The sequence below is a fragment of the Oribacterium parvum ACB1 genome (assembly GCF_000238055.2).
In the GTDB taxonomy this organism is placed as follows: domain Bacteria; phylum Bacillota; class Clostridia; order Lachnospirales; family Lachnospiraceae; genus Oribacterium; species Oribacterium parvum.
This window is the reverse complement of sequence record NZ_KE148312.1, coordinates 1,627,867-1,654,585: the sequence shown is the minus strand read 5'-3', so window position 1 is coordinate 1,654,585 and position 26,719 is coordinate 1,627,867. Positions and strand designations below refer to the sequence as shown.

The 26,719-nt window shown below is 43.0% G+C and carries 23 protein-coding genes; 6 read left to right on the top strand and 17 right to left on the bottom strand.

Annotated features, from left to right (window positions below; all coding sequences use genetic code 11):
* Positions 1–245: 245 nt before the first annotated feature.
* Entirely contained in the window at positions 246–1,550 is a 1,305-nt protein-coding gene (locus HMPREF9625_RS07395; protein ID WP_009534074.1) for an O-acetylhomoserine aminocarboxypropyltransferase/cysteine synthase family protein, read from the bottom strand.
* 282 nt (positions 1,551–1,832) lie between these two features.
* Here HMPREF9625_RS07395 and HMPREF9625_RS07390 point away from each other — a divergent pair, with 282 nt between their 5' ends.
* A complete protein-coding gene (locus HMPREF9625_RS07390; protein WP_009534073.1) occupies positions 1,833–2,408 on the top strand; it encodes an ECF transporter S component in 576 nt (191 codons plus the stop codon).
* 106 nt (positions 2,409–2,514) lie between these two features.
* Here HMPREF9625_RS07390 and HMPREF9625_RS07385 read toward each other — a convergent pair whose 3' ends face one another.
* The 3 genes from HMPREF9625_RS07385 to recJ all read right to left on the bottom strand — a co-directional run bounded on the left by HMPREF9625_RS07385 (position 2,515) and on the right by recJ (position 6,514).
* On the bottom strand, positions 2,515–3,189 hold the full coding sequence (locus HMPREF9625_RS07385) for a hypothetical protein (protein WP_009534072.1): 675 nt from the start codon (positions 3,187–3,189) through the stop codon (positions 2,515–2,517).
* A 257-nt stretch (positions 3,190–3,446) separates the two neighbouring features.
* Positions 3,447–4,700, bottom strand: coding sequence for a serine hydroxymethyltransferase (locus HMPREF9625_RS07380; RefSeq protein WP_009534071.1), 1,254 nt, complete (start codon positions 4,698–4,700; stop codon positions 3,447–3,449).
* Between the two features lie 98 nt (positions 4,701–4,798).
* On the bottom strand, positions 4,799–6,514 hold the full coding sequence (recJ, locus tag HMPREF9625_RS07375) for a single-stranded-DNA-specific exonuclease RecJ (RefSeq protein WP_009534070.1): 1,716 nt from the start codon (positions 6,512–6,514) through the stop codon (positions 4,799–4,801).
* A gap of 312 nt (positions 6,515–6,826) precedes the next feature.
* Here recJ and HMPREF9625_RS07370 point away from each other — a divergent pair, with 312 nt between their 5' ends.
* A complete protein-coding gene (locus HMPREF9625_RS07370) occupies positions 6,827–7,798 on the top strand; it encodes a CPBP family intramembrane glutamic endopeptidase (RefSeq protein ID WP_009534069.1) in 972 nt (323 codons plus the stop codon).
* A gap of 85 nt (positions 7,799–7,883) precedes the next feature.
* Here HMPREF9625_RS07370 and HMPREF9625_RS07365 read toward each other — a convergent pair whose 3' ends face one another.
* Both HMPREF9625_RS07365 and HMPREF9625_RS07360 read right to left on the bottom strand, forming a co-directional pair.
* Positions 7,884–9,413: a helicase HerA-like domain-containing protein gene (locus HMPREF9625_RS07365; protein ID WP_009534068.1), complete on the bottom strand. Its 1,530-nt coding sequence runs from the start codon at positions 9,411–9,413 to the stop codon at positions 7,884–7,886.
* A 319-nt stretch (positions 9,414–9,732) separates the two neighbouring features.
* The gene (locus HMPREF9625_RS07360; RefSeq protein ID WP_009534067.1) at positions 9,733–9,993 is read right to left on the bottom strand and encodes a type II toxin-antitoxin system prevent-host-death family antitoxin; all 261 of its coding nucleotides are present in this window, start codon (positions 9,991–9,993) and stop codon (positions 9,733–9,735) included.
* A 128-nt stretch (positions 9,994–10,121) separates the two neighbouring features.
* On the opposite strand from HMPREF9625_RS07360, the gene HMPREF9625_RS07355 reads away from it, so the two are divergent.
* The 4 genes from HMPREF9625_RS07355 to HMPREF9625_RS07340 all read left to right on the top strand — a co-directional run bounded on the left by HMPREF9625_RS07355 (position 10,122) and on the right by HMPREF9625_RS07340 (position 14,855).
* The gene (locus HMPREF9625_RS07355; protein ID WP_009534066.1) at positions 10,122–10,535 is read left to right on the top strand and encodes an RrF2 family transcriptional regulator; all 414 of its coding nucleotides are present in this window, start codon (positions 10,122–10,124) and stop codon (positions 10,533–10,535) included.
* Positions 10,536–10,716: 181 nt separating this feature from the next.
* Positions 10,717–11,736, top strand: coding sequence for a glycosyltransferase family 2 protein (locus tag HMPREF9625_RS07350; RefSeq protein ID WP_009534065.1), 1,020 nt, complete (start codon positions 10,717–10,719; stop codon positions 11,734–11,736).
* 264 nt (positions 11,737–12,000) lie between these two features.
* Entirely contained in the window at positions 12,001–12,786 is a 786-nt protein-coding gene (locus HMPREF9625_RS07345) for an SDR family NAD(P)-dependent oxidoreductase (protein WP_009534064.1), read from the top strand.
* A 356-nt stretch (positions 12,787–13,142) separates the two neighbouring features.
* Entirely contained in the window at positions 13,143–14,855 is a 1,713-nt protein-coding gene (locus HMPREF9625_RS07340; protein ID WP_009534063.1) for an ABC transporter ATP-binding protein, read from the top strand.
* A 25-nt stretch (positions 14,856–14,880) separates the two neighbouring features.
* Here HMPREF9625_RS07340 and HMPREF9625_RS07335 read toward each other — a convergent pair whose 3' ends face one another.
* From HMPREF9625_RS07335 to HMPREF9625_RS07265, 11 genes are all read right to left on the bottom strand, one after another.
* Positions 14,881–15,693, bottom strand: a complete 813-nt coding sequence (locus tag HMPREF9625_RS07335; protein ID WP_009534062.1) for a ZIP family metal transporter — start codon at positions 15,691–15,693, stop codon at positions 14,881–14,883.
* 373 nt (positions 15,694–16,066) lie between these two features.
* Positions 16,067–16,594, bottom strand: coding sequence for a GNAT family N-acetyltransferase (locus tag HMPREF9625_RS07325; RefSeq protein WP_009534061.1), 528 nt, complete (start codon positions 16,592–16,594; stop codon positions 16,067–16,069).
* Complete coding sequence (locus HMPREF9625_RS07320; protein ID WP_009534060.1) at positions 16,594–17,838, bottom strand: dicarboxylate/amino acid:cation symporter; 1,245 nt, start codon at positions 17,836–17,838, stop codon at positions 16,594–16,596. The genes HMPREF9625_RS07325 and HMPREF9625_RS07320 overlap by 1 nt, the downstream gene beginning before the upstream one ends.
* A gap of 81 nt (positions 17,839–17,919) precedes the next feature.
* Entirely contained in the window at positions 17,920–18,624 is a 705-nt protein-coding gene (locus tag HMPREF9625_RS07315) for a gamma-glutamyl-gamma-aminobutyrate hydrolase family protein (protein WP_009534059.1), read from the bottom strand.
* A gap of 314 nt (positions 18,625–18,938) precedes the next feature.
* Complete coding sequence (gene grdD, locus HMPREF9625_RS07305; protein ID WP_009534058.1) at positions 18,939–20,093, bottom strand: glycine/sarcosine/betaine reductase complex component C subunit alpha; 1,155 nt, start codon at positions 20,091–20,093, stop codon at positions 18,939–18,941.
* A 15-nt stretch (positions 20,094–20,108) separates the two neighbouring features.
* Entirely contained in the window at positions 20,109–21,644 is a 1,536-nt protein-coding gene (grdC, locus tag HMPREF9625_RS07300) for a glycine/sarcosine/betaine reductase complex component C subunit beta (RefSeq protein ID WP_009534057.1), read from the bottom strand.
* A gap of 142 nt (positions 21,645–21,786) precedes the next feature.
* Positions 21,787–22,260 carry a glycine/sarcosine/betaine reductase complex selenoprotein A gene (gene grdA, locus HMPREF9625_RS07295; protein WP_081485007.1) on the bottom strand — a complete coding sequence of 158 codons (474 nt, stop codon included), beginning with the start codon at positions 22,258–22,260 and terminating at the stop codon, positions 21,787–21,789.
* A 64-nt stretch (positions 22,261–22,324) separates the two neighbouring features.
* On the bottom strand, positions 22,325–22,654 hold the full coding sequence (gene trxA, locus HMPREF9625_RS07285) for a thioredoxin TrxA (protein WP_009534056.1): 330 nt from the start codon (positions 22,652–22,654) through the stop codon (positions 22,325–22,327).
* A 74-nt stretch (positions 22,655–22,728) separates the two neighbouring features.
* Positions 22,729–23,676: a thioredoxin-disulfide reductase gene (gene trxB, locus HMPREF9625_RS07280; protein ID WP_009534055.1), complete on the bottom strand. Its 948-nt coding sequence runs from the start codon at positions 23,674–23,676 to the stop codon at positions 22,729–22,731.
* A 423-nt stretch (positions 23,677–24,099) separates the two neighbouring features.
* Positions 24,100–25,407, bottom strand: a complete 1,308-nt coding sequence (gene grdB / locus HMPREF9625_RS07270; protein ID WP_081485006.1) for a glycine reductase complex selenoprotein B — start codon at positions 25,405–25,407, stop codon at positions 24,100–24,102.
* A gap of 10 nt (positions 25,408–25,417) precedes the next feature.
* Entirely contained in the window at positions 25,418–26,698 is a 1,281-nt protein-coding gene (locus HMPREF9625_RS07265; RefSeq protein WP_009534053.1) for a glycine/sarcosine/betaine reductase component B subunit, read from the bottom strand.
* Between the last annotated feature and the right edge of the window lie 21 nt (positions 26,699–26,719).

The following is a 26,719-nucleotide window of genomic DNA, read 5'->3' as shown; positions in this document are numbered from 1 at the left end:
CTTATATATCGACAACTCAGCACAAATTTATTATTCAATTTAACAATTTAAAAGCAGGACAAAGAATTATATTGAACACAAGTACAATCCCCACTACGAATGAACTCCAAAAAAGAGGCTTTCCACATTACGGAAGCCCCTTTTGATAAAAGCTATATATTAGATTCATTGGGGCTGTGAAAAATCAAAATAATAAATAAATTTTCAGCAATATATTTTGATTTTCACAGTCTCCTTTTATTTCTCTAAATCTCCTTAAATGCCTCTTCCAAATCTTCAATAAGATCCTCTACATTTTCTATTCCTACAGAGAGGCGAACCGTATTTTCCTGAATCCCCTGCTTTAGAAGCTCTTCTGTTGTGCTTTCCGAGTGGGTGGTACTTGCCGGATGAATAACAAGAGACTTCACATCGGCAACATTTGCCAGCAGGGAGAAAAGCGCAAGATGATCGATAAACTTCTTTGTTTTTTCCGCATTGCCTTTTATATTAAAGGTAAATATAGAGCCTCCTCCACTTGAAAGATACTTCTTGTATAGTTCTTTTTGCAGGGCATCTTTTGATACAGAAGGGTGGGAAACAGACTCCACCTTCGGATGATTTTCCAAATACTCTGCAATCTTAACCGCATTTTCTCCATGTCTTTCCACACGAAGGGGAAGTGTTTCCGTGCCTTGCAGAAGAAGCCAGGCATTAAATGGCGAAATAGTAGCACCCTCGTCACGAAGAAGTATTGCGCGAATATAAGTTGCAATCACCGCCGGTGCCGTATCTCTTGCAAAGCTTACTCCGTGATAGGAAGGGTTCGGCTCGGTAAGCCAAGGCCACTTATTCCCCTTCGTCCAATCAAAGCGTCCCGCATCGACCACGATTCCTCCCATCGTGGAGCCCTGTCCTCCGATAAACTTTGTTGCGGAATGTACCACGATGTCCGCACCATACTCAATCGGACGAATGAGATAAGGGCTTGCAAAAGTATTGTCTATAATTAAGGGAAGCCCGTGCTTATGGGCTACATCAGCCCAAGCCTCAATATCCACTACATCTCCGTTCGGATTCCCGAGGGATTCAATATAAAGCGCTTTTGTATTTTCCTTTATCGCCTGCTCCGCTTCGGACAAATCATAGGGGTCCACAAAGCTTGTTTCCACACCGAAGTCCCGGAAAGTATGCTTTAAGAAATTGTAGGTTCCGCCATAGATATTTCTTGCGCTGACGATATGATCTCCCTGATGTGCCACCGCCTTAAAAGCGTAAGTAACTGCCGCGGCCCCTGAGGAAAGCGCCAGTGCGGCCACTCCGCCTTCCAGACTTGCGATTCTCTCTTCCAGCACGCCTTGTGTCGGGTTGGTTAATCTGGTGTAAATGTTTCCCGCTTCTTTTAAAGCAAATCGTGCCGCAGCCTGATCACAATTCTCAAAGACAAAGGCGGTACTCTGATAAATCGGAACCGCTCTTGCACCGCTTGCCGGATCCGCCTGTTCCTGCCCTACATGAACCGCTCTAGTGTTAAAAGATAATTTTCTTTCCGCTATATTCTTCTTACTCATTTTTTACCTCCATAATTTGTACTACTCTCTTCTGCACGAAAATTTATCACATGCTTTGGTTACTGTCTAATACATTACTTTTTGATTTAGATATAGATTTAAGCTATATCTAACTGGTCTTATATTATTTTGCAAAAATGGGTATTTTATCAAGTCCAGATTTTGTTATTATCAAAAGAAGAATATGCAATTCTATTTCTAAAAATGAAAGTCCCGTCCATTCTCTTTGAATAAGCAATTGACGTACCGGGGCTTATCTTTTTACAACACGGAGGATAAAACATGAATAAGAAAGTTCAAAAGCTGACCCTGTGCGCACTCTTTGCCGCGCTCTCCTATGTAGTCTTCACCTTTCTACAGATAAAAATCCCAATCGGTGCGGACACCACTTCCATTCACCTTGGAAATGCAGTGGTTGTCATTGCAGCCCTTGTGCTTGGCGGACCCTTGGGCGGTCTTGCAGGGGCAATCGGCATGACCATAGGGGATCTCCTCGATCCCGTTTATATCACTTATGCACCAAAGACTCTCATCTGTAAAATGGTTATCGGTTTAATCGTAGGTTTTGTGGCACATAGGTTGGGTAAAATCAATGATTCGCAGGATCGTTCTCATATCTTTAAGTGGGTGCTTCTTTCTGCAGTATGCGGACTCCTTGCCAATGTCATCCTGGATCCCAGTATCGGCTATTTCTATAAACTCCTCATTCTCGGAAAGCCTGCCGCAGAACTCTCTTTTAAGATTAATGTAGCTGCTTCCGCTATTAATGCGGTGATGTCCACCATTGTTTCCGTACTGGTGTATATGGGGCTTTATCCGATTTTACGAAAAGAACATCTTGGTTTGCAGAACGCTTAAAATAAGCTACTATTTCTAATAAACAAGGTATCGCACACTTTACACACGATACATAAATAAAGAGCTTACGCATGTTCTTTCCGCGTAAGCTCTTTATTTATAACGGCTACTTTGATCCGACTTTCAATCCTTGTAAGCCGATTGCCCCCCAGGCAAGGAGCGCATTCCCGGATAAAATCGTCACAATCCAAAACATCGTCTTTCCTAAGCTTTGCTCCCGAATCTTTAAGAAACTGTACGGTCCGGAAACGAGGCCTGTTGCATTGAGAAGAATTAAGGGAATTGCATAAAGCAGGGTTGCGTAAAGGGCATAAGAAATCCATTTTTTCGGTACACGCTCCTCTCCCGTAACAAATAAGAAAAGAGAAAGGAACGGACAGATTAAATGGCTGTAAAGCCTCATCCCTCCCAAAAACTCATGTGCATAGCCATTTTCCGGTCCTAAAACAAGGAGAACCACAACAAAGGTCACCATCAGGGATGCCGTGGAAATAAAGCGCAGAAGGGTAATAAGGCTTGGGCGCTCCTCTTCTAAGGAAATACCGGCCTGCTGCTTCTTTTGAAAATACCCGCTGACCACACCTTTTCCTTCTTGATTTAGCTTTGGAAACTTCTTCAAGATATAGAGTAAAGATGCAATTCCACAAAGGAAATTGGAGTCTGTCGTATAAAAGCGGAGTGTGGTCCAGCCCTCTTCCGAAAAGGCGTGAAGCACTACTAAAAGCTCCAGGAGGAGCAGTATAAAATGCCCCAAAAATAATGCTTTTTCTTTCTTGTTCATCTTCTTTAAACCCCTTTTACTATTTTCAAAAACCCATCTTTAATCAGTTTTTAGAAAACTCATCTTTCACAATTTTTTAGGATAGCACAAATCCGTCAATTAATAAATAAAAATATTTAATCATAATTCCTTGCTTGAAAAAAATGGCTGTAAATTATCAAAGTCGAACTTTTTATTGCAGTGCCTATCTGCTGCATAAAAAAGTTTTGATAATTTACAGCCACTTTTAAAAATGAAAATTCAAAAGGAAAACACGTTTATCCTTCGTAGATTGGATACTTTTTTGTTAAAGCTAAAACCTTGGAAATGACTTCTTCCTGTGTTCCCTCAAAATTCGTAACCACCTTATAAAGGCAGTCTGCAATCACCGCCATATCCTCTTCCTTAAAACCTCTTGTTGTGATTGCCGGGGTTCCGATTCGTACGCCCGAAGTCTCAAAGGGAGAACGCGGCTCACGGGGAATGCTATTTTTATTCAGGGTGATATGCACCTTGTCACAAAGAATCTGGAAATCCTTTCCGCTGATTCCTTCAAAATTCGTCAAATCCACAAGCATAAGATGATTGTCCGTTCCGGAAGAAACAAGTTTAAACCCCCTCTTCATCATCTCGTCTGCAAGCACCTTTGCATTCTTTGCCACCTGCTCCTGGTAAGTCTTATACTCCGGCTTTAAAGCCTCTCCAAAACAAACCGCCTTCGCTGCAATCACGTGTTCCAATGGTCCTCCCTGTATTCCCGGGAAAATGGACTTGTTTAAGTGGTATTTTTCTGCTGCTGCGGCAGAGGAAAGAATCAGTCCACCTCTTGGTCCTCGAAGAGTTTTATGGGTTGTCGATGTCACAATATCCGCATAGGGAATCGGACTCGGATGCACCCCTGCAGCAACAAGCCCGGCAATATGCGCCATATCCACAAAGAGAACTGCTCCGACCTCGTCTGCAATCTCCCTGAACTTTTTAAAATCAATGATTCTAGGATATGCTGAAGCACCGGCAATAATCATCTTCGGCTTGTGTTTCTTTGCAATAGCAAGAACCTCATCGTAATCCAAAAATCCTTCATCGCTTATCCCATAGGGCACAATGTTATAAAACAATCCCGAGAAATTCACGGGCGAGCCGTGTGTCAGGTGCCCGCCGGCATCCAAACTCATGCCCATAATGGTATCTCCCGCCTTGCAGACCGCCATGGTTACCGCCATATTGGCCTGTGCACCGGAGTGAGGCTGTACATTGGCATACTCCGCACCAAAAAGCTTCTTCGCTCTTTCAATAGCAAGAGTCTCTACCTTATCAATCTCCTGACAGCCTCCATAATAGCGCTTTCCCGAATAGCCTTCCGCATACTTGTTGGTCAGAACTGTTCCCATGGCAACCATTGATGCGGTAGAAAGAATATTTTCCGATGCAATTAATTCGATATTGTTTTGCTGTCTTTCATATTCAGCAAGAATACCTGCGCCTACTTCAGGATCCATTTCCTGAATGTAATTCATAATTTCTTTTACCATAATATCCTCCTTGCCAATCTTTACCATGGAAATAGAATATTCCCGAGTTATCTGCTTTTTTACCCGTCAAAAAAGCCATCTTTCAAAACAAGCTCCGGCTATAGAAAACGATGTGCGGAAATCACTGCCTGCACTTGTTTCTGCCCATTATAGGCGTTGATTCGCGGATAGTAAACAATATTCATCTTCTTTCTATCTCCCTTTTCAGAAAGAAAGGCCTCTCCATCCGTAAAATAGATTCCTTCCATCCTCTTCCCCTGAGGATCCGAAAGGTTCAGCTTTACTACATTTCTGTGTTCTCCAAGAACTCGTACCCCCTGTATTTCCACTTCTTTTTCAGCAAAAGAAGGCTTCTCATTGCCTTTTCCGAAGGGCTCTAAGATTCTTAGGGATTCTGTAAATTCCTCCGTGCAATAGGAAAAAGGAAGGACCGTATCAATCCATAACTTTTCCACCATGTCTTCCGGCTCCAGACTACAGTCTTTCTCCAGTTTTTCCTTCAATAACGGTAAATTTTTTTCTTCCAGACTGAAACCTGCCGCCATAGGGTGACCGCCAAAGCGAAGCAAGAGCTCCTTTGCTTTTTCAAGACTTTCCGCCATAGGATAAGCCGGAATCGACCTGCCCGAACCCTTGACCTTGCCTTCCTCCGACTTTGTCACCACAAAGGTCGGACGATAAAACTCTTCCTTAATTCTTCCGGCAACAATCCCGGCAAGACTCTCGTGAAGTGCCGGTAAATAGAGAAGAAGAAGCTTTTTATCTCCCTCGGCCTCTGCAAGCTTCCTAGCTTCTTCCACGGCATTGCCTGTCAAGCTCTTTCGCTCTTCATTCAGTTCCTTTAGGTGCTCTGCTTTCAGCATGGCCTTTTCTCTATCTTTTTCAAGAAATAAGGAAATGGATTCCATAGCACTTTCCAATCTTCCTGAAGCATTGATTGCCGGTCCAAGCTGGAACCCCAAGGTAAACGCGGAAAGCTCTCTTTCTCCTTCTTTCCAATACAAAGCAAGCAGAGCTTCCAAGCCAATATTCCTTGTCTTTGGAAGAAGCTCCAAGGTCTTTCTCACTACAATTCTATTTTCCTTCTGTAAACTCATGACATCGCAGACCGTGGCAATGCCCGCAAAACAGAGAAGTTCATCCAAGACATCCTCTCCCCTACCGCGTTTTTCAATGAGCATTTTCATAAGAAGGTATACCACCATCGCTCCGCAAATCTCGGCATTCTTATATTTACTGTCCTCTCTTTTGGGATTCACGACAGAAAATGCCTCGGGGTAAATCTTTTTCCCATTTTCATCTATTCTTAAGTCATGGTGATCGGTCAGAAGCACATCCATTCCTGCCTCTTTGGCAAAGCGAAGTTCATCGAAAGCGGAAATGCCGTTATCACAGGTAATGAGAACCTGAACTCCGTCCTTCTTTGCTTCTTCAATGATATGCTTGTTAATGCCATAACCGTCGTTAATTCGATGGGGAATCACAAAACTTAACTGCCCCTCTTCCGTAAATTGAGAGATTGCAAGATAAAGAATCGTTGTCGCACAGACACCATCCACATCATAGTCTCCTACGATTCGAATCCTTTCTTTTCCGTCTATGGCTCTCTCCAAGCGATTGATAAAACGAATACTGTCCGGCAAAAATAAGGGAGACGGGATTTCTTCCCCGGTGAGAAACTCCCGCATCTCCTCCTCTGTTTCCAGATCTCTGTTTCGTAAAATGCGAACGAGGACCGGGTCCAGATCCAATTTATCCGCCAAAGCCTGAAAATCCGCTTTTTTACCATAGATATACCAGTTCTTTTTTCTCATATCCTTCTCTCTTATTCATTTAAAATCCGACGAAACGTATCTTTCTTCTTTTTAGCCTGCAAACTGCCAACGGGATGAATCTGCCCGTCTCCTTGTTTGCCTTTTCGATAAAATCTTGCTAGTATAAAGAAGTTTTAATTCCTTTGTATGATTTTGATATTTATCCTGATGTAGAAAGGATATTGTCGATAAAATCCATATTTGGGTGAATTTCATATTTTAGGATATTGGAGTGGGGATTGTGATATAAGAAACCCCTTTTCCCGAAAAAAATGAAAATACCAAGATATTGTAACAGAAAAAGAGGTAGATATGACAGATAAACAAATCAAAAATTATTTTAATATGACTGCACTGGGTTTCCTCGCCTATGCCGTCCTTCTGCAAATCCTTGCCGTAATTGTGGTCGTTCTTTTGGGAATTGCCTTTCCTAACATGTCATCCGATTCGATGTATTACAGTATGATGGTTACTGTTGTTCCCTGTATGCTTTTCCTGCATTTCCTTTTTCGGAACAGTAATCTTCCATCTCTTAGCGTAAATCCTGTGAATATAGAGGAAACCGGATCCGACAGCATGGATTTAGAGGAGAAAAGCTTCTCTCCCCTTGTCTTCCTTCATTACTTTTTGATTTTTTGCGGGGTACAGTGGATTTCCTCCCTACTAACCATGCCTCTGGTTTTCCTCTTTCAGAAAATAGGTATGGACCTAAGCTATTCGGAAATGGCGGCAAAGGGAGGAGCACTGGATAATATTCCCATGCTGATTTATACCGTTTTATTTGCCCCCGTTGTAGAGGAACTGGTATTTCGAGGCATATTTTATAAGCGCTTTAAGGCTTTTGGCGCTTTCTTTACCGCCTTTGCAAGTTCCCTCTTCTTTGCCCTAATACACAGTAATTTCTTGCAATTCATTCCTGCCTTTATGATGGGTTTTGTTCTCTTTTCTATTCGAGATAGATACGGATTGCGTTACTCTATTTTGCTGCACTTAACCAATAATGCTCTTGCCATAGTGGTCAATAACCTAGGTGGATCTCGGCTTTGGGTTTTATCTGCCTATGGCTTGATCCTTTTGGCAGGAACTGTCTATGCCCTTGTAAACTTGGTGAAAAACAGGACAAATCTTTCCTCTTTTCTTCCGGGTGAAGAAGAGCAGAAAAATCTGAGACTCTTCTTCCGTTCCCCGGTACTATGGTTTGATATTCTCATTCTTGTGGTTTTGGCAATCGTAATCATGATGAATCCGGGTGCAGGTGCAGGGGATATAGCAACAACTGTATAACGGATTAACTGTAAAAAATAAATATCTCATTTATATACAATATAGGTCTGCAATTAGGGCAAAACTTCTCGGTAGTTCATCGCCTTTATCTTCCAAAAAGAGTCTCCAATATGCCTCTTCCTAAAGCGGCACCGATATTACCGCCCAGTCGGCGTCCCATACCTTTTCCAAACACGGACTTTCCGATGCTTGCCCCGACTTCTCTTCCGATCGAGCCGGAAACGGATCGGCTGACTGACTTCACCACACGGTTTTGCAGCTTCGAAGTCTGTGCCTTGTCCCTTTCCTCTTCATTTTCTGAAACAGCCTTCTCCTTTTCCGCTTCCTCAGAAAGACCTTTTCTCGTAAGCATCTCGTAAGCAGAATCTCTGTCAATCATCTCATCATACTTAAGAGCCAAGTCTGATCCGAGCTTTGCTTTTTCCTTCTCTTCCGGGCTCAGTTCTCCGAGGAAAGTCTGCGGCGGGAAAATCATTGCCTTCTCCACCATAGTCGGCTTTCCATCCGGATCTAAGCAGGATACCAAAGCTTCTCCGGTCCCGAGATTTTCCAAAACCTCCAAGGTATCAAAGGCCGGATTCTCTCTGAAACTGTCCGCAACCGCCTTCAGCTTCTTCCTCTCTCCCGGCGTATAGGCTTGCAGACCATGCTGAATCTTATTGCCAAGTTGCGAAAGAATTTCCTCCGGAATATCCGCAGGATTTTGGCTCACATAATAAATACCAATCCCCTTACTGCGGATTAACCTCGTTACTTGCGTTATTTTCTCTAAAAGAACCTTCGATGTATCCTGAAAAAGCAGGTGTGCTTCATCAAAGAAGAAAACCATACGAGGCTTTTCCAAGTCTCCCACCTCCGGCAAATTCTCATAAAGCTCGGACAGAAGATACAAGAGGAAGGTGGAGTAAATCTTCGGGTCGGATGCCACTGACTTCGCATCCAAAATGGAAATCACTCCCTCACTGTTCGTTGTCAAACGGAAGAAGTCTTTGACATTAATCGCCGGCTCTCCGAAAAATTCCTCTCCACCCCTGTCTTCCAGAGCGACAACGGAACGCAGAATAGCATTTAAACTTTGTGTGGAGAGCTTACCGTAGGACTTTTCATACTCTTTACCGTTTTCACTGACATACTGCAGCATGGAACGAAGATCCTTTAAATCCAGTAAAAGTAATCCTTCTTCATCCGCAATGCGGAAAATGATACGGAGAATATCGCTCTGCACATCGGAGAGATTCAAAATACGACTCAAGAGCAAGGGCCCCATCTCCGACACGGTAGTTCTAAGAGGAATCCCTCCCTCCTTCGTAAAAGAGAAGAACTCCACCGGAAAGGCTCGGTAGGAAAATTCACTCTCGGAAAGCCCGCACTTCTTTCTTCTCTCTTCTATCTTTTCCGTCGCCTCTCCCGCCTTAAAAAGCCCCGAAAGGTCTCCCTTGAAGTCCGAAAGAAATACCGGAATGGAAAGTGCGGAAAAATGCTCCGCAAGAACTTTCAAACTCACGGTTTTTCCCGTTCCCGTTGCACCGGCAATAAAACCGTGTCGGTTCAGTTTATCCGAATTAATGCTTACTCTTTGTCCTTCGCTGTTTATTGCAAAATCAATCTTAGCCATAGTGCCTCCTATATCTAAAATATTCTATATTTTTTCTCTGTAATTTTCTAACACAGGAAAAAAACCGACTAAATATACGGTATTTTCCTCTACACGATATATTATAAGATAATCATGCTTCTTAAGTGCAAACTTCCTATACCCCTTTGAAGCTAAGTAGGAATCTTCACAAAATGAAAAAGAAGCTGCAAAAGCTTCCAAAAGGGCAAAAAGCTTGATTGATATCTTCCATCAGTTTATTTGCAGCTTGCATACTTTTTAAATTAACTGCTAAATACTGTATTGCGTTTCCAATTCCGCTCTATCAGTAACTTCAATATTATAAACCATACTTTGCCTTTATTTCCCTTAGCATAGTGCCTGCCGGTTTCGTTCTACCTGCAAGAATATCTGATTCTGCTATCTCTAAGTCTTTATAAATCTGCTCTTTGCGATGGATTTCCTCGTAGCTTTCTATACTCATTAGTACCATATCCCCGTAGCCATTTTTTGTAACATAAATCGGTCCGTCATTTTCATGACACATTTCTGAAATCTTAGCGGTATCTTTCAATTCTTTTATCGGAATAATTTTAGGCATTCACTCACCTCCTTTTCTAAGTTCTAATTATGCCATAATTATGTCCTTTATGCAAAGCACTTTCCCCGCTCCTTGCGTATTCCCCAGTGCTATGCTAGGATATTCAGTTATAAGAGGAGATGAAGACTATGATGATTTCAACCAAGGGGCGCTATGCCCTAAGCACTTTAATCGATATCGCAAAAAATCAGGATGAGAACAGTCCTGTTTCCATAAAGGAAATGGCAGAGCGGCAAGGCATTTCCCTGAAATATCTCGAACAAATTATTTCCCTGATGGTAAAAGGAAAGCTCTTAAAAAGTGTGCGTGGAGCAAAGGGAGGCTATCTTCTCTCTCGAGACGCCAAGGATATTCTGGTTGGTGAAATTTTGAATGCTGCGGAAGGGACTCTTGCACCGGTAGATTGTGTCAGAGACGGTGTAAGCTGTGAAAAATCCGCATCCTGCCCCACCTTTCCTCTCTATAAAGAAATAGAAGATGCGATTTATTCCGTGGTAAATCGCTATACACTTCGGGATCTTGTGAAAGGGGATAAGGCTTAAAATCCCTGTGCTTTCCTTAGCTTTTATGTTATATTGAATGTCGAGTCTTTCTTTCCGTGTATACTGCATTTTTCTATGAATGAGTACTGTTGCAATTTAGCCAGTATAAACGGTTTTAGAAAGAAAGCTGAGGTTTTAAACGACACGGTAATCTATCTTAATTTTTAAAAATGGAGAGTCTATGAAGTTAATCAGTTTTGCTATTCCTTGCTACAACTCTGCTGCCTATATGGGAAAATGTATCGAAAGTATCCTCCCCGCCGGGGACGAAGTGGAAATTCTTATTGTGGATGACGGTTCCCAGAAAGACAATACTTTAGAAATTGCAAAGGAATACGAGCAGAAATATCCTACTATCTGTAAGGCAATTCATCAGGAAAATGGCGGTCACGGGGAAGCCGTAAACACCGGCTTAAGAAATGCAAGCGGGCTTTATTTTAAGGTCGTGGATTCCGATGACTGGTTGGATTCCGAGGTTCTTTTAGAGATTCTGGAAAAAATCAGAAATATTACCCTTTCCGGAGACAGCATTGACCTGTTCGTTGCGAATTTCGTCTACGACAAGGTCGGGCAGGAGAACAAAAAAGTAATGTCCTATGGCAATGCCTTCCCGGAAGAAAAAATCTTCGGCTGGAACGACATGAAGCGTTTTAATCTGGGGCAGTATATCCTCATGCACTCCGTGATTTACCGCACAAAGCTTCTTCGCGATGCCAATCTTGTCCTTCCTAAGCACACCTTCTATGTGGATAATCTTTTTGTTTATCTGCCGCTTCCCCATGTAAAGAAGCTGTATTACTGCAATAAAAACCTCTACCACTACTACATAGGTAGAGAAGACCAGTCCGTGAACGAAACCGTAATGATCGGAAGACTGGACCAGCAGTTCCGTGTAAATCGCCTCATGATTGATTCCTGTGATGTCATGAAGGTACAGCCGAAGAAGCTCCGGAACTATATGATTCTTTACCTGGAAATCATCACTACCGTCTCCTCCGTTCTTTCCATCAAGTCGGAAAACGAAGAAAATATGGAGCGAAAGAAAGAGCTTTGGAACTATCTTAAGAAAGAGCATTTCCCGCTATGGATCCGTATGCGCTCAAGTTTCCTTGGTCAAGGAGTAAATCTTCCCGGGAAAATCGGAAACAAGCTGACTATTTTAGCTTACCGCTTAAGCAGAAAGTTCTATGGCTTTAACTAATTGTTATTCGATTGCAAGTTTTCCTTCATGATGAGTCCTATCTTCTTCAGTTCCAATTTCAAGCAACAAGGTCAAGAAGAAGTTAACTTGTGAATAAATAAATAAATAAACTTGTGAATAAAAATTTTAAAAAGAAAAAACCGGCTTTGCATGGCAAATCTTCCTTGCACAGCCGGCATATTTTTGCTAAAAAATACTTAAATCGTAATTATACTTAAATCGAAATCGCAAATAAGAATCATTCACTATCAACAGGGAGAAGAAATGAAGATTGCCATGATAAGCGGTGCATCAAGAGGCATCGGAAGAGCTGCAGCAAAGGCCTTTGCCAAGGAGGGATATTCTTTACTCCTAAACTGCGAAAAAAATATAGACTTACTGGAAGAATTAAAGGGGGAAATCGAAGAAGAGTTACAAAGATTGGAGATAAGCAAAGAAAAGGATGGCTCTGAGAACAACTTTGCACAATCCTTGGATATTACTCTAAAAAAAGGGGATTTCGCTTCCCCTTTCTTGGAAAGCTATTTTCGCGCTAAAGAAGCAGAGCAAGCTGAAATAGAAGAACTGGTCTTAGTCATTAATCAAGGAAAGTCTACCTTGAATCTTACACAAGACTATAGCTCTGAAGAAACCGACAGTCTCATTCAGGCAAACCTTCTCGAGCCTTTTCATCTTGCACAGCGCATGATTCCTTATCTGCTCCGCGCAAAAACAGGAAGAGTTTTCTTCAGCTCTTCTGTTTGGGGAAATGTTGGCGCCTCCATGGAAAGCTTATATTCTCTCACAAAGGGGGGTATCAACAGCTTTGTAAAGGCACTTGGAAAGGAGCTTGCTCCCACTCATATTGCCGTAAACGCCATTGCCTTCGGTGCGATTGATACCGATATGAATGCTTGGCTTTCCGAAGAAGAAAAATCTGAGCTCGAAAAATCCATTCCCTACGGCAGAATGGCAACAGTAGAGGAAGCCGCTGATTTCCTGCTTCTTCTTTCCAAAGCACCGCTCTATCTCACCGCGCAGGTCATTCCCTTTGACGGAGGATGGATATAAGCACTTAAGTACACAGCTTCAAACTCTCGCAGGTTCATTCTTGTAGTAATGCAAAAGCCTTGCGTATGTTCCCAATTTTCTATATAATCAAGAGCAGATACTAAACTTCAGTTAAACGAGATACCGCAAGCTTTGCGAGCGATACTCGTTATGAATAAAAACTGAAGTTTATTTTTTCTTGGAATAAGATTCCATCAGGACGTAAGTCTACGTAAAAGGTGATGCCATGATTCATTATCAATTTTGTCAGATGTAAACATAAGACGATATTTTACAAACCAAGATAGTGTTTTACCACGTCTTGTCCACTTATCAAGTGGGTATCGTTCTTTTCTTATGCGAAAGGACAGTTGATAATGATGAAAAAATTGAATAAAGAGCTTTATAGAACCCCTTTTTCTGTTGGAAAAAAATGGTTTCTTATTTCTATGATTTCTATGGTGATTTTAAGTGCCTATAATCTGATTATTTCATGGCTGCTCCAAAAAATCATCGATCTTGCAGCCGGAATAGATAAAACTCCCTTTTATCAGCTGGCACTCGTTTCTCTTCTTTCTTTTCTTGTATTTATTGTCTTCTACTTTATATTTCGATATGCTCACCCTAAATTTTTGCAGACATTGTCTACTTCTTACAAGGACTTGCTGTTTGCAAAAATTCTCCGGAATAATAGTAGAAAGGTTTCAGAACTTGGAAGCGGACAATTTCTTTCAAAACTCAGCAACGATTTGAAATCCATCGAAGAGAATTATTTTGATTTTTATATTACTCTGATCGATATCGGAATCAGTTTCGTTGGAGCCATCGTCTTAATGCTTTGGTACAGCCCTGTACTTACTATGGTAGCTATTGCTTTATCAATATTGCCACTACTCGCATCCATTCCGGCATCAAAGGAAATTACGAAAACCGAAAAAAATCTTTCCAAAGAAAATGCCGGATTTATGGAATTTATGAGAGATACACTTTCCGGTTATTCCGTAATCAAAAGTTTTCAAGCGGAATCCGAACTGGAAAGCCGTTTTCATGAGGAAAATGTAAAAATTGAAAAAGCAAAATTCCTTCGCAGATTTGCAGAGGAAAATATCAATCTCCTTTCCACCGCTGCAAGCGTAGTGATGAGACTGGGTGTATTTCTTTTCGGAGCCTGGCTATCCTTATCGAATTCGCATGTTACCCCGGGGATTGTGCTCGTCTTCCTTCAACTGCTTACCTTTGTTATCACTCCAATAGAAAAAATACCTTCTCTCTTTGCAAATCGTAAAGCGGCACGCTCTCTGATTGCACAAACTGCTGAACTTCTTTATGAGAAACCTGATGAACAAGAAAAAACAGAAATCCATTCTCTAAAATCGGCAATTGAAATTCAAAACCTTTCTTTTTCTTATGAAGCTAGTGAAAAAGCACTACGAAACGTCTCTTTGACTTTTCATGCCGGGAAAAAATATGCCATTGTCGGCACTTCCGGTTCGGGGAAGTCCACATTATTTAAACTGTTGACCAAGTACAGCAGCGAATACGACGGTAATATTCTATTTGACGGAATAGACTTGAGAAATATTACTTATTCCTCCCTTTCACAGATTATTTCTGCAGTGCAGCAAAATGTTTTTGTGTTCCATGACAGCATTTATAACAATATTTGCCTGTATAAAAACATACCGGAAAAGGAATTTGACTATGTGATTCAAAAATCCGGACTTTCCTCCCTTATTCAGCAAAAAGGAAAAAACTTCTCTTGCGGAACAAACGGAAATAAACTCTCCGGTGGAGAAAAGCAACGGATTTCCATTGCACGAGCCCTGCTTAGAAATACATCCATTTTACTTATGGATGAGGCAAGTTCCGCATTAGATGAAAAAACGGCAGACGAAATCATGCATTCTATTTTAGATATGCCCAGTACCACAAGCCTTGTTATTACACATCGTTTAAATAGTACGTTGCTTAAAAAATATGATGGGATTTGTGTTCTGCATCACGGGAAAATAATCGAGTTTGGCCCTTTTGATGAACTTATGAAAAATAAAGGCTTGCTTTACTCTCTGGTTCTGCTTTCCCAAAGTTAAAGAATATAGCAGCTAAAGGATATAACTACCCCAGAGCCACATCCAGTGCCATCATGACGGTAAATCCAACAGCGAAGAGCAGCACTCCCCAGTTTGAGTGCTCCCCTTCCGCGGTTTCCGGAATCAGCTCCTCGACAACCACATAGATCATCGCTCCTGCCGCAAAGGAGAGGAAATAGGGCATAAGAGGCGAAAATACCGGTGCAAAAAGAAGCATAAGAACGGCTGCAACCGGCTCCACTGCTCCGGAAAGAACACCATTCACAAAAGCCATATGTTTATTCTGTCCGTTTGCGTGCAGGGGCATAGAAATAATTGCCCCTTCCGGAAAATTTTGAATAGCAATACCGATGGAAAGCGCAAGCGCCGCACCAAGGGAAAGTCCTGCATCTCCGGTAAGCATTCCGGCATAGACCACACCTACCGCCATACCCTCCGGAATATTGTGAATGGTCACTGCAAGGAGCATCATAGTCGTACGCTGAAAAGAGCTCCTCGGCCCCTCCGCTTTCTCTGCATTCAGATGCAGGTGTGGAATCAGCTTATCTAAGGCAAAGAGAAAGAGCGTCCCAATCCAAAAGCCGATAACAGCAGGAAGAAAAGCAAATTTTCCGAGGCTACCGCTTTCTTCCATCGCCGGTATGAGTAAACTCCAGATGGATGCCGCAACCATGACCCCGGCCGCGAATCCCGTTAAACCCTTCTCTACATCCGGAGGAATCACGGGTGCATTTCCCCCTGTAGTCTTATTTCCCTTCAAAAAATACACGCACGCGGAACCAAGGCTCGTGCCCACGAACGGAATCAAAATTCCCAAAGCAATATATTTACCATCCATTCTTATTCTTTCCTTTACTACTGTCATTTTTCTAATGAAGAATCAGCCTTTTCTATAAGCTACTACTTTGCTATATGCGCGCGACTTTTCTGTCATTTCACTGCAACAAGAAAATCGTTATAGATTCTCCATTTGTACAAAATTAGATACAATAAACAATATACATCCGGTAAACACAAGAAATTTTTTATAGAAGTGAAATAGTAAAAAATGAGATAGAAAAAAAGAATAGAATAGTGAAATCCGCAAACAATATAGCTGATCCTTAAAAAATGCGTATCATGTATTCCCGCACGATACGCATTAAGCAACAGAATTTTCAATTTTTTCGATTTTTTTGATTTCTATTTCCTATTTCCTCCAGCCATCTCTTTTAAAACTTCAGGCGCATCTGATACCACTCTACATTCCCGTGTACCGAGTCGGAAAGTCCTTCCAAAGAAAAACCTAGCCGTGAATAAAAAGGTATTTTTTCTTTCTTACAAGTAAGAACCAGTCCCTCTCTTCCCTCTTCTTTCGCCATTCGAATGAACTCTTCCAACATCTTCGAAGCAATCCCTCTCCTTTGATAAGCGGGAACCGTATTCACTCCGAAAATCATCTGCCAGCTTCCCTCTTCATCATGCAGGGACGCATCCTCATACATTAGATCGGTCAAATTTTCTTCTTTCGTGCAAAATCCGTCCACAAAGGAAATCAGCTGATCTCCTTTATACAAAAGGAGAAAATGATTTCCGTAGAACTTTAATCTCTCTCGAAAGCTCTCTTCCGTTGCCGCTTCCAAAGGCGGAAAACATTCTTTTTCCACATCAGACACTGCAACAAGGTCTTCTATACTCCCTTTTCTTAAGCTCCAGTTCCCCTCCGTAAATCCCAATTCTTTCAACCATGAACTATTCATTATTTCTCCTGTAAACTCATCTTTTTCATCCAATTCTTACCGTCCACAAAACGAGAAACCATGAAGGACACCACATAATCTCCGGCTGCATTAATCATGGTTGCCGGAGGGTCAATCAGGTTCCCTATAGCCACAAGAATAGGAAATGCCAGTTCCATATTGTTCGGGAAGAAAATCGAAGCAATAATGTATTCTCCTATATATCCGCCTCCCGGAACACCACTCATGCCGACTGAGGACAGTACTGCAACAAGAACAATGGCCGGAAGCTCGGAAAAGTGCACCGGTGTTCCGAGTGCCCCCATTACAAAAACAATCTTTAAAACACAGGAAAAGCAGGAGCCGTCCATGTGCATGGTTGCTCCCAGGGGAATCACGATATCCGAAACATCCTTAGAGATGCCGCTTTCCGCTGCAGCCTCCATATTGGTCGGAATGGTCGCCACGGAAGAACAGGTTCCGAGAGACACAACGGCAGGCTTTAAAATGTGGCGGAACATCATTTTCACTCCATCCGCTCCGGCACCGATATAAGCCATAAGAGGGAAGGCCGTGAAAATGTAAATAAAGCAAACAGGATAGTAAAGAAGCAAAGCTCTCGCATAGCTTTCCGTAATCTGCGAACCGTAGGTCGCAACGAGATCGGCAAAGATGGCAAAAAAGGCAATCGGGGCATAGTATGTCACGATCTGCACAAACTTCATCATCACGGCGGTAAGACTGTCCAAAAACTCCGCCACCTTCTTTCCCGCTTCTCCACTCAGATTCACGGAAAAACCGAAGAGCAAGGAAAAAATAATCAGAGGAAGCATCGCCTTACGGGAAAGCAGCATGGAAAAGTCTTCTACCGTAAAGAAATTCAGCACCATTTCCGTCATGGTAGCATGTTCCCCGACTTCTCCTTTTGGTAGATTTGCCCATGCAGCTGTTACGGGCGGAAATATTTGACAAAGTAGAAAATAAACGAAGGCGGCAAAGGCTCCGGTAAGTACAAAGCTGATAATGGTTACCATCATGATTTTTCCGGCTCTTTTTCGGCTCTTGGTACTTGCAACTGCTCCGGCAATCGAAGCAAAGACCATAGGCACTACAATGCAAAACATCATTCGAATGAATAAAGTTCCGAGGAATGCAATCGAATGAGAAAAGCCCGGTGCCAGTGCTCCCGTAACTGCGCCAAATATCATGGCTAAAAGTAAGATAATTAAAAAGCGATAATTATTCGCTACGGATTTTGCCTTCATGTGTTTCTCCTTTTTTTGTTTTTTCCCAGTATAGCACCGGTACTACAAAAAAATGAAGCTCCTATTTCATTTTTTGTAAAATTATCCTTCTAATGGAAATCCGGTTAAAAACCGGAAAATTCCGGGGAAGCTTCCGTCAATTTCGGGGTGAAACTGAATCCCCAGCACCTTCTCCCCATACTCTATCGCTTCAATCGTCCCATCCTCACTGTGCCCTACGACTTTCAACTCCTCCGACGGCTCCGTAATCCGATAATTATGCATACTTGCGCCTTCTATCTCCTTTTCCGGAAAATACTTCCGAAGAACCGAGTCCTCCGAAATCGTGACTTTGTGTTTAACCAAGTCTTCCTCACCCCGATTCGGATTTAATTTCCAGTGCTCTTTCACAGGCTCAACAAAAAAGTACTTTTCCTTTTTCATTTCCGTATAGACTTCCAGAGTACTCTTACCGGGTCGGTTTTTCCGCTCTCTTTTCGCAATAAAATAACTGTGTATTGCCTGCATGCCGAGGCATACCCCGAGGAGCCTTTTTCCGCTTCTTAGTGCATAATCGATGACCTGAAAGTGATACGGGAAAATGCGTTTTCCTCCGCAGATTAAGAAGCTGTCACAGAGTTCCAGTGCTTCCTCTGAAAGAAAACCACCTACGTTTAAAATTCCAATTGGAAGTCCTCCATTTTCCGTAATACGTCTGGTGTAAAGCTCCAAAAATTGTGAACGGTCATGATAGGGGTTATCGGTCTCCAGTAAATTCGTTGAGGGAATGATGCCTACTTTTTTCATCGTTTACTGCTCCTTATCTATAAAAAGCCAAGTTGCTCTCATCCACTATAATGCAACCCGGCTTTTCATAAGAAAATATTTACTTAAAAATAATTTAAGATTGAAGAATATTCCTTATCTTAATTTGCTCTTTATCTTTATTTTAATTCTCCTCTTTACCTTCCTTTACCAAGGTTTTACTCATGCAGTGGTTTCTCCCGAATTTTGGGCATAAAAATAAGTGTGCTGCAAGAATGCTTTGAAACCTGCAGCGGCACTTATCTTATTCTTACTGATTACCTCTTACAAAGCGAGTAATAGTTCATTTATGTACATTAAGAGATATATCCCTTGGCCCTAAGCTCTGCTTCAGACTTTTCCAGGTTTGCCTCGGATACGAGGATAATCGGTCCTGTACAACCCATTCCGGATTCCGCATAGATTCCGAGTTTCCACAGGCAACGAACCGCATCATCAAGATCGGTGACTTCAATCCCGAAAAGTGCTGCAGTAACCACTTCCTTGGGAGGTTCCTTAACCTCTTCACCGCTTTCCTTCGGCTTGTTTGCCTCCCGAATCTCGGCAAGAATATCGTCAAGTCCGGCTCTCTTCGCCTTCTTGAACTCCTCTTTTGCAACTTCGAAAACCTTACCCTTAACGAGTTCTCCTGCAAAACGAAGTGCATTGGCTACAACAGGAGCACCGGAAGCACGAGAGACAATCATCACGAGCTTCTCATAATTCTCTCCGATACCGGGTCCATAACCGAATCCCTGCGCCTCAAAGGATCCGCCTGTTGTAAAGGAGGAAAGCATCTTGGAAAGCACATTTCCGGTTAAAGAATCGGTTACCAGGATATCCGCCGTACCGCGAAGTACATCGTTTCCTCTCATCACGCATCCACCGTCGGAACGGGAAGACTCTGCAAAATGAATCGGATAACCGTTCGCCTGAAGCTTCTTTAAAGCCTTCTCCGTCTGTCTTGCACCGTCTACGTTTAAGATACCGATAGTCGGCTCGGCATAGCCGCAGGCCTTTGCAGTGATGATGCCGTAAATGGCATTTTTTACCATTCCTTCGATACGGTCCGTACTGGAAGTACCGGTAGTGTTCGCAATAAACATTTCCTTACCGATACCCGGTGTTACGGCACGTCCTACAGTAGATACCCCGATAGGGAACGGATAATGCATGGTTACCGCACCGTCAATCTTTCTTTCGTTTAGAAGCTCGTCCATCTTATCATGTCCTGCTTCATCATCCGGAACTTCCACGGTCTCTACCAGCTCATGCTTTAAGGAACCGATATATACTACATCAACGCCGTCTCTTGCCGCGTCCACCGCAGCCTTCATGGAGTTTTCCTCCCCATGCTCGGAACCCATACCTGTTAAAGCGATACGAGGCTTCTTCCCAAAAGAACCGGTCTCTAAGCCCTCTGCCATGGCTAAAAAGGTATCGGCAATCAGCTCTTTAATTTCCTTAGCCATTCTACCCTTCCTTTCTTATTCCTGATTTCCCAAAATGGAAGCAGCAAAATCCTTCATGGACTTCGCAATCATAGAACGAACTTCTTCCTCCGATACTGCTCCTGTTCCCTTTCCGGTATTTTTCTGGATAATGAAGGAAACACCGTCAAAGAGGTTGGTCATTCTTCCAAGGAAAAGTGATCCCTTACCGATAATCATAGCCTTGTTCATCTTTCCGGCTTCAATGTCTTCCTTGGCAAATCCAACAAAAGGCACACCGGAAGGAATATGTCCCTGTGTCGGAGCATAACCCACTAAGCCCTTCTCCTCGGTAAAATTAGCAAGGTCAGCTTTCTCAAGCCAGCCCTTCTTTACGGCAAGAGCGGCAATCATCTTATAGTTCGCCATCGGCACATCTCCTGCACCTGCGGGCTTGGTAATGTCGGCATTCTGCATCTCCGGAGAGAATTTATCGATATCCTTTACGGTAAGTCCTGCGCGCTCAAGCGGATCGGCTACAAGAGAACCGATAACGTTCTGCGGAGCAGCTCCTGTACCTACAGTATGACGACCGATGATATCCAGATTGATTTCAGCGGACTTTCCGTCATTCTCGGAAACGATAATACAGAAGGAAGCAAGGCAATCCTCAAGCATCGGAAGCTCTTTCTTTACATGGTCTTTCCCGTTCATGGCAAGTTTCGGTACACAACCTCCACCGATTACGGCAACGGTATGGTATGCCCCGGCTTTAACCAAAGCGGCGGCCTCAATCATGGCATGAGACGGACCTGCACAGAAGCCTCTGGCATCGGAACCGGTTGCATTCATAAGTCCTGCAATTTCAGCAGCTGCCTTCGCAAAGTTTCCGCCGCCACGCTGGTTTACATCACCGCAGGCTTCCTCGGAACAGTCGATAACATACTCGATTTCATTGGCATTTACGCCGGAGTGCTTTAAGGAATGTAAAATAGCAAGAACAGAACTTGCCTTATTCATGATGTTCTCAAGCATTACCTCTGCGGATAAGTTTACATCAATATCATGTGCTCTCTTTACACAACCGATAAGCTTACCTTCATAGAACAAAGGCTCAGCCTCATGTCTGTCTACAAAGCCCTGAATCTCGGAAAGCTCAGCACCCTCTGTTACACGATTTAAGATTTCTTCGGTAATAACAGGATCCTTTGCAAGCTCCGGCTTATGCTGAGCCACAAAGCCCTTCTCCATATATACAACTTCAAAGCAGTCACAAGCCTGTGCAAGAAGCAGGAACTCCGCCTCCGGCATAATCTCACCGAACTTACCGTAACGGCTTGCACCCTCTACTTTTTTATCATAATAAGGAAACTCCACTCCTTTTAACTCTTCCGGAGTCTTGTTTCCGATATAAACCTGATTTGGCCAATATGTCACACAATCCTCAAAGGAACGAACATGCTTTCCCATCTCCTTTAAGAAATCTCCGTCCGGATTTACCACTCTTTCCGTAGCAATGGTGGAACCATGCTGCAACATCAGTCCCGGTGTGTAATTTAAGCAATAACCTACGCCTTTAATAATACTATTCATATTGATTCCCTCTTTTAAAGAATTAAACTTGTCATATCGTGACTAAGATGAAAGAAACTAAGAGATTTTTTTGCTATTTTTTTCTCAATTTTTCGTAATTTTTTTAGAAAAAAGGGGAGCCCGAAAAAGCTCCCCTATTTTTTTAAAGGTACTTACAATACTCGGAACGAATATTGTTCATTTCATTTACGATGTCATCAACATCTAAAACCATTTCCATCATGCTGACCTGGTCGTCATAAACGGCCTCGTCAAACTCTGCTTTAAGCTCCGGTTCGCAAACATGATAAACTGTGAGTCCAAGCTGGACCCCTGTCAATGGACCTGCGAAGGTAGGATCACCTGCTGTAACGGTCTCAGCTGCAAGCCCTGCAGCCTCTCCCTCAGCAGCGCCAAGAACTACAACCAGATTCTCCGGTCCGAACTTCTCAGCAAAATCCTTTACTCTCTTCTGATTTTCCAAATCCATTGCGCCTGCGCTCGTTCAAACGAAGCATTCAGTGGAAGCGAAAACTACTTCTCCGCCGGCAGTCTCAACACAAGCCTGAATAGCTGGTCCTGGAACGCCGTCACGGTCTCCGATGATGATTACTTTTTTACCCTTTAAAATAGCCATCTCTTCTCTCCTTTCTTGAAAAGTTTATATCGTAATGGCAAAACGCCAAATACGCGGTATAAATTTAGGCATTTAATGCAACGTACTTCTCCACCATTGTCTTAATGGATTCTTCTGTTGCAGCATCCTTAACTAATTCTTCGACCTTCTGGCCATCCTTATAAATCGCCATAACCGGAAGTCCGAGAATCTTCTGGCCGATTGCCAGTCTTCTTGCCTTTGTTGTATTTAAGGAAGTGAACTTCAGCTTTCCTTCATACTGATCAGCTAAAGAATGAACGAAAGGCATCAGTGCAGCACAAGGTACACATCCGTCTCCAAAAAAGTCTACGAATACATAGCCTTCAGCCTTTAATACTTCCTCTTCAAAATTGTCCTTATTAACTTCTAACATAATTCCTCCTTTTATATAAAATAATCTGTTTTAAAATGATGATGTACTCAAGAAAACGTATCTTCGAGGAATGATTACTCCATCTCGTTCAGATATTTCTCTGCCTGCGTTGCGGCAATTGCACCGTCAGCGGCAGCGGTCACAACCTGTCTTAAACTCTTCACACGAACATCCCCTACGGTAAATACACCGGGGATATTGGTGTGCATATCTTCATCAGTAGGAATATATCCTCTTTCATCCATCTTAAGATTGGTTCCCTGGAAAAGCTCCGTAGTCGGAATTCTTCCGATGAAACCGAAGATACCGAACATACCGTCTTCTTCACTTGCTTCCAGAACCTGCTCCTCGCCTGTAACTACGTTCTTTACCTTAATCTTCTGTAGGATATCGTCTCCGGAAAGTTCCTCTACAACAGTATCCCACATAATATGAAGCTTCTCGTTCTTGAAAGCCTTCTCCTGAATGGATTTTGCCGCTCTTAACTCATGTCTTCTGTGAATGAGCGTTACGGAGCTTGCAAACTTAGTCAGGTACATAGCCTCTTCTACAGCGGAATCTCCTCCACCGACTACAAATACGGGAAGGTCCTCAAAGAAGTTGGCATCGCAGGTTGCACAGTAGGAAACACCCTTTCCGAGGAACTCCTGCTCTCCCTTACATCCGATAGGACGAGGATTGGCTCCCGTAGCAATAATCAAGGTTTTTCCCTCATACGTTCCGTTAACACCCACAAGTCTCTTTACATCCCCCTCCAGCTCTACAGACTTGATTGTATCGTGTACACGATCACAACCAAAATGCTCAGCCTGCTCTGTCATTCTCTTAATCAGAGAAGGTCCGGACTCTCCTTCTACAATCTGTCCCGGATAGTTCTCAATAGAATCCGTGATTGCAATCTGTCCTCCATCCTGCCCCTTTTCGATAATACAAGTGGAGAGCCTTGCTCTACCTGCATAAAGGCCTGCTGCAAGTCCCCCCGGACCGGCACCTAAGATCAAAACATCATACAGCTTTGACATAGTCTTCTGAATCTCCTTCCCAATGCTTTATTATTTATTTTTTCTGCAAAAGCAGTAGAAACCCGTTTCAAATCAGTATCTCTATTATACACTAAGCAAAGTTCTAGGAAAGAAAATTTCCAAGTTATTCCTTTGTGTATTTACACTCTAGAGGTACTATCCGTAAAATAGCCAAATATGAAAAAATCCTTTTTTGCAAATCTCTTTTACAAAATCTTTTGGGTTCTCACCCATTCTGTTAATTCAGAACGAGATGTCGCACGCTTTGCGAGTGATACTCGTTAAGAATTGTAAGGGGCAGGGTTCCTGCCCCCTCGAATTCTGTTTAGTTCAATACAGAGCTTAAACTCCTGTACTAAACTTGCGTTTTTAAAGTTGATTTAAACTTTATAAATCGCAGATATCTTACAAGAAAATCATCCTTTACTTAAAGATGGTCTGCTTATCTACATCCACGGTGAGTGCATGTAAAGCTTTCTCTACGATCTTTCTTCTCAATGCCTTCTCTTCCTCAGGCTTTAAGGACGGATTACCAAGCGGGTGAGGAATAGCAATAGCCGGAACGATACGGTTTGCACCTACTGTCATGGAAATAGGTGTAACAGTACATACATGTACAACAGGAATTCCTGTAGCTTCGATACCTTTAACCATCGTTGCACCGCAACGTGTACAGGTTCCTCACGTACTGGTCAGAATGACCGCATCTACATGGTCTTTCTTCAGTTTTGCACCGATTTCCTCGGAGAACTTCTTAGCGGAAGCAACGGCTGTTCCGTTACCTACAGTAGTAAAGAAATAATCGTAAAGCTTTCCGATCTTTCCTTCCTTCTCAAGGTCTCTTAAAACATCCACCGGAAGAACTCTATCCGCATCCTGATTTGCGTAGCTCGGATCATATCCGCCGTGTGCAGTCTCATACGTCTCGGCGGTTAAATCATTTACTCCCTTGATGGAGTACTCGCCGTAACGAGTTGCGTTGGAAGACTCGATGTGGTCCGGATTTCCCTTCGGAACAATACCGCCGGAAGTAACTAAAGCGATAGTAGCCTTGGAAAGATCCTTAACAGCAGGCATCGGATCTACACGGTCGAAGGACGGCATCGGATACTCTGTAGTAAATTCCTTGCCTGCAATCTTAGCAAGAAGCATCTTAACCGCACGCTTGGAACCTCTCTCCTCTTCGAAGAAGTTTACACGAATTCCCTGCGGGATATATCCTTCTTCCTTGGAAGAACCGATATGCTCTCCGCGAGCAATCTTTAAGCCTAAAGGAGCCATCTTTTTAACGGCATCTCTCATGCCGGCAGCGCTGTTCTTTGTGGAAACAATGTAGACCTTGCTCTTTGCTTCATCAGCACCCGGGTTCTCTACATACATACCTGTAATAACAGGGATATGCAGCTCATCCTGAACGGCAACAGCGATGGTTGCGCAAGCAAATCCGTAACGACCGGCGTTAAATGCAGGTCCTGCGATGAATAAATCCGGCTTAAGCTCAGCAACCTTCTTTAAGATTTCCGGCTTTACCTTGTCTGTATTCTCACCAAAAAAACTGTCTCCGCAAACGATGGTTCCGATAATTTCAGCCTCATCGCCGAAAGCCTGCTGAAATGCAAGTCCCGGTCCCATTGGGCCCTCATGGTACTCCATTGGATAATCAGCCTTATCCTCTCCACCTACCTGAGCGAAGAACTGGTTAATATATTGTACAACTCTTAATTTTCCCATTTCTTTCTCCTTATCTTGCACTAAGCTTATTGAATCCTACTTCAGAAGTAGCACCGGTAATAACCTGTAATTCCACTTCCAACGATCCGTCCGGCTTCAGTGTTGTATCACTTGCTCCTGCAATCTTTGTTACATAGTCCAGTGTGCCGATCAGCTTATCGAGCTTCGGAAGGGTGATCAACTGGTTCGCATTTCCGGCAGTTACCAATGCATTTGCGGCAACATCCGCATCGGCAAGAGACTGAGACTTTCCGTCTCTTCCTGCATACTCATCGGTAACGATAACGGTCTTGATTCCCTCAGCCTCAATCTTCTTGCAGTTCATAATGAGGTCAGTATCCGGATTTCCGAAGCCTTCCTCGGTAACAATTACCGCATCCAGGTGAAGCATCTTGCAAAGCTTTGCAGTCTGGTTGGAAGAACGCTCCTTATCAGCAAGGTAAACGTTCTCATTGGTAATAATATGTGCTACAAAGTTGATGGTCTTTCCATGCTCCTCGAAGAGATCCTCAATAACCGGGTTGTTCTCGTGAACATAGGTCGGATTCTTATCACAAGCGGAAACACAGTTTCCGGAAATGATAGCGCCATCCATATCCTCTGTCGGATAGAGAATGGTGGGAAGAATCTTCTTCGCATCTACGCCGTATACATAGGTATCATGAAGAAGTCCCTGAGACTGTAACATCTGTACATAACCAACTCTCGGAAGATTCGGATAGGCATTTGCTCCCTCGATAAGATCTAAGGTCTCGTATACCTTGGTCTCATCCGGAGTTAACTCCTTTGCCTTCTCCGCGATAAATGTAGCAGTCTTAAGACCTGCCATACGAACAGCCTGCTCATACGCGTGAGACTCTGTTCCCTCTACCGGTTTACATACACAGGTTAAGTTAAGAGTCTTGGAGAACGGAGTGTACTCTGCGCCAAGACCTGTCATATCAATGATTCCCTCCTGGAAACCAACAATCGGTCCTGCAGTAACCACCGCCATACCCTTTAAGCAGTAGGTCTTTCCTGAGCCGACTGTCTCTACGGAAGAAATCACTCCCGGGAAAACGCCGCCCTTTCCTTCTACCTTTACTCTGGGCTCAATAACATCCTTAACCGGAGTGATACGAACCGACTCGCCCGGTTTAGCGATATCGAATTCTACTTCTTTGATCTTTTCTTCCGTAAGGAAGACCTCCGTAAGTTCCTTCTTCGACACATAGAGAACATGATCCTTAATCTCGGTTGTGTCTGCGAACTGGATGTCCTTGATGAAAATCTTACCTAATTCCAGTTTCACTTTTGCTACCTCCTTTAAAAA

Coding starts and splice junctions, on each gene's coding strand:
- HMPREF9625_RS07395 (WP_009534074.1), bottom strand. CDS start 1,550: ATGAGTAAGAAGAATATAGCGGAAAGAAAATTATCTTTTAACACTAGA.
- HMPREF9625_RS07390 (WP_009534073.1), top strand. CDS start 1,833: ATGAATAAGAAAGTTCAAAAGCTGACCCTGTGCGCACTCTTTGCCGCG.
- HMPREF9625_RS07385 (WP_009534072.1), bottom strand. CDS start 3,189: ATGAACAAGAAAGAAAAAGCATTATTTTTGGGGCATTTTATACTGCTC.
- HMPREF9625_RS07380 (WP_009534071.1), bottom strand. CDS start 4,700: ATGGTAAAAGAAATTATGAATTACATTCAGGAAATGGATCCTGAAGTA.
- recJ (WP_009534070.1), bottom strand. CDS start 6,514: ATGAGAAAAAAGAACTGGTATATCTATGGTAAAAAAGCGGATTTTCAG.
- HMPREF9625_RS07370 (WP_009534069.1), top strand. CDS start 6,827: ATGACAGATAAACAAATCAAAAATTATTTTAATATGACTGCACTGGGT.
- HMPREF9625_RS07365 (WP_009534068.1), bottom strand. CDS start 9,413: ATGGCTAAGATTGATTTTGCAATAAACAGCGAAGGACAAAGAGTAAGC.
- HMPREF9625_RS07360 (WP_009534067.1), bottom strand. CDS start 9,993: ATGCCTAAAATTATTCCGATAAAAGAATTGAAAGATACCGCTAAGATT.
- HMPREF9625_RS07355 (WP_009534066.1), top strand. CDS start 10,122: ATGATGATTTCAACCAAGGGGCGCTATGCCCTAAGCACTTTAATCGAT.
- HMPREF9625_RS07350 (WP_009534065.1), top strand. CDS start 10,717: ATGAAGTTAATCAGTTTTGCTATTCCTTGCTACAACTCTGCTGCCTAT.
- HMPREF9625_RS07345 (WP_009534064.1), top strand. CDS start 12,001: ATGAAGATTGCCATGATAAGCGGTGCATCAAGAGGCATCGGAAGAGCT.
- HMPREF9625_RS07340 (WP_009534063.1), top strand. CDS start 13,143: ATGATGAAAAAATTGAATAAAGAGCTTTATAGAACCCCTTTTTCTGTT.
- HMPREF9625_RS07335 (WP_009534062.1), bottom strand. CDS start 15,693: ATGGATGGTAAATATATTGCTTTGGGAATTTTGATTCCGTTCGTGGGC.
- HMPREF9625_RS07325 (WP_009534061.1), bottom strand. CDS start 16,594: ATGAATAGTTCATGGTTGAAAGAATTGGGATTTACGGAGGGGAACTGG.
- HMPREF9625_RS07320 (WP_009534060.1), bottom strand. CDS start 17,838: ATGAAGGCAAAATCCGTAGCGAATAATTATCGCTTTTTAATTATCTTA.
- HMPREF9625_RS07315 (WP_009534059.1), bottom strand. CDS start 18,624: ATGAAAAAAGTAGGCATCATTCCCTCAACGAATTTACTGGAGACCGAT.
- grdD (WP_009534058.1), bottom strand. CDS start 20,093: ATGGCTAAGGAAATTAAAGAGCTGATTGCCGATACCTTTTTAGCCATG.
- grdC (WP_009534057.1), bottom strand. CDS start 21,644: ATGAATAGTATTATTAAAGGCGTAGGTTATTGCTTAAATTACACACCG.
- trxA (WP_009534056.1), bottom strand. CDS start 22,654: ATGTTAGAAGTTAATAAGGACAATTTTGAAGAGGAAGTATTAAAGGCT.
- trxB (WP_009534055.1), bottom strand. CDS start 23,676: ATGTCAAAGCTGTATGATGTTTTGATCTTAGGTGCCGGTCCGGGGGGA.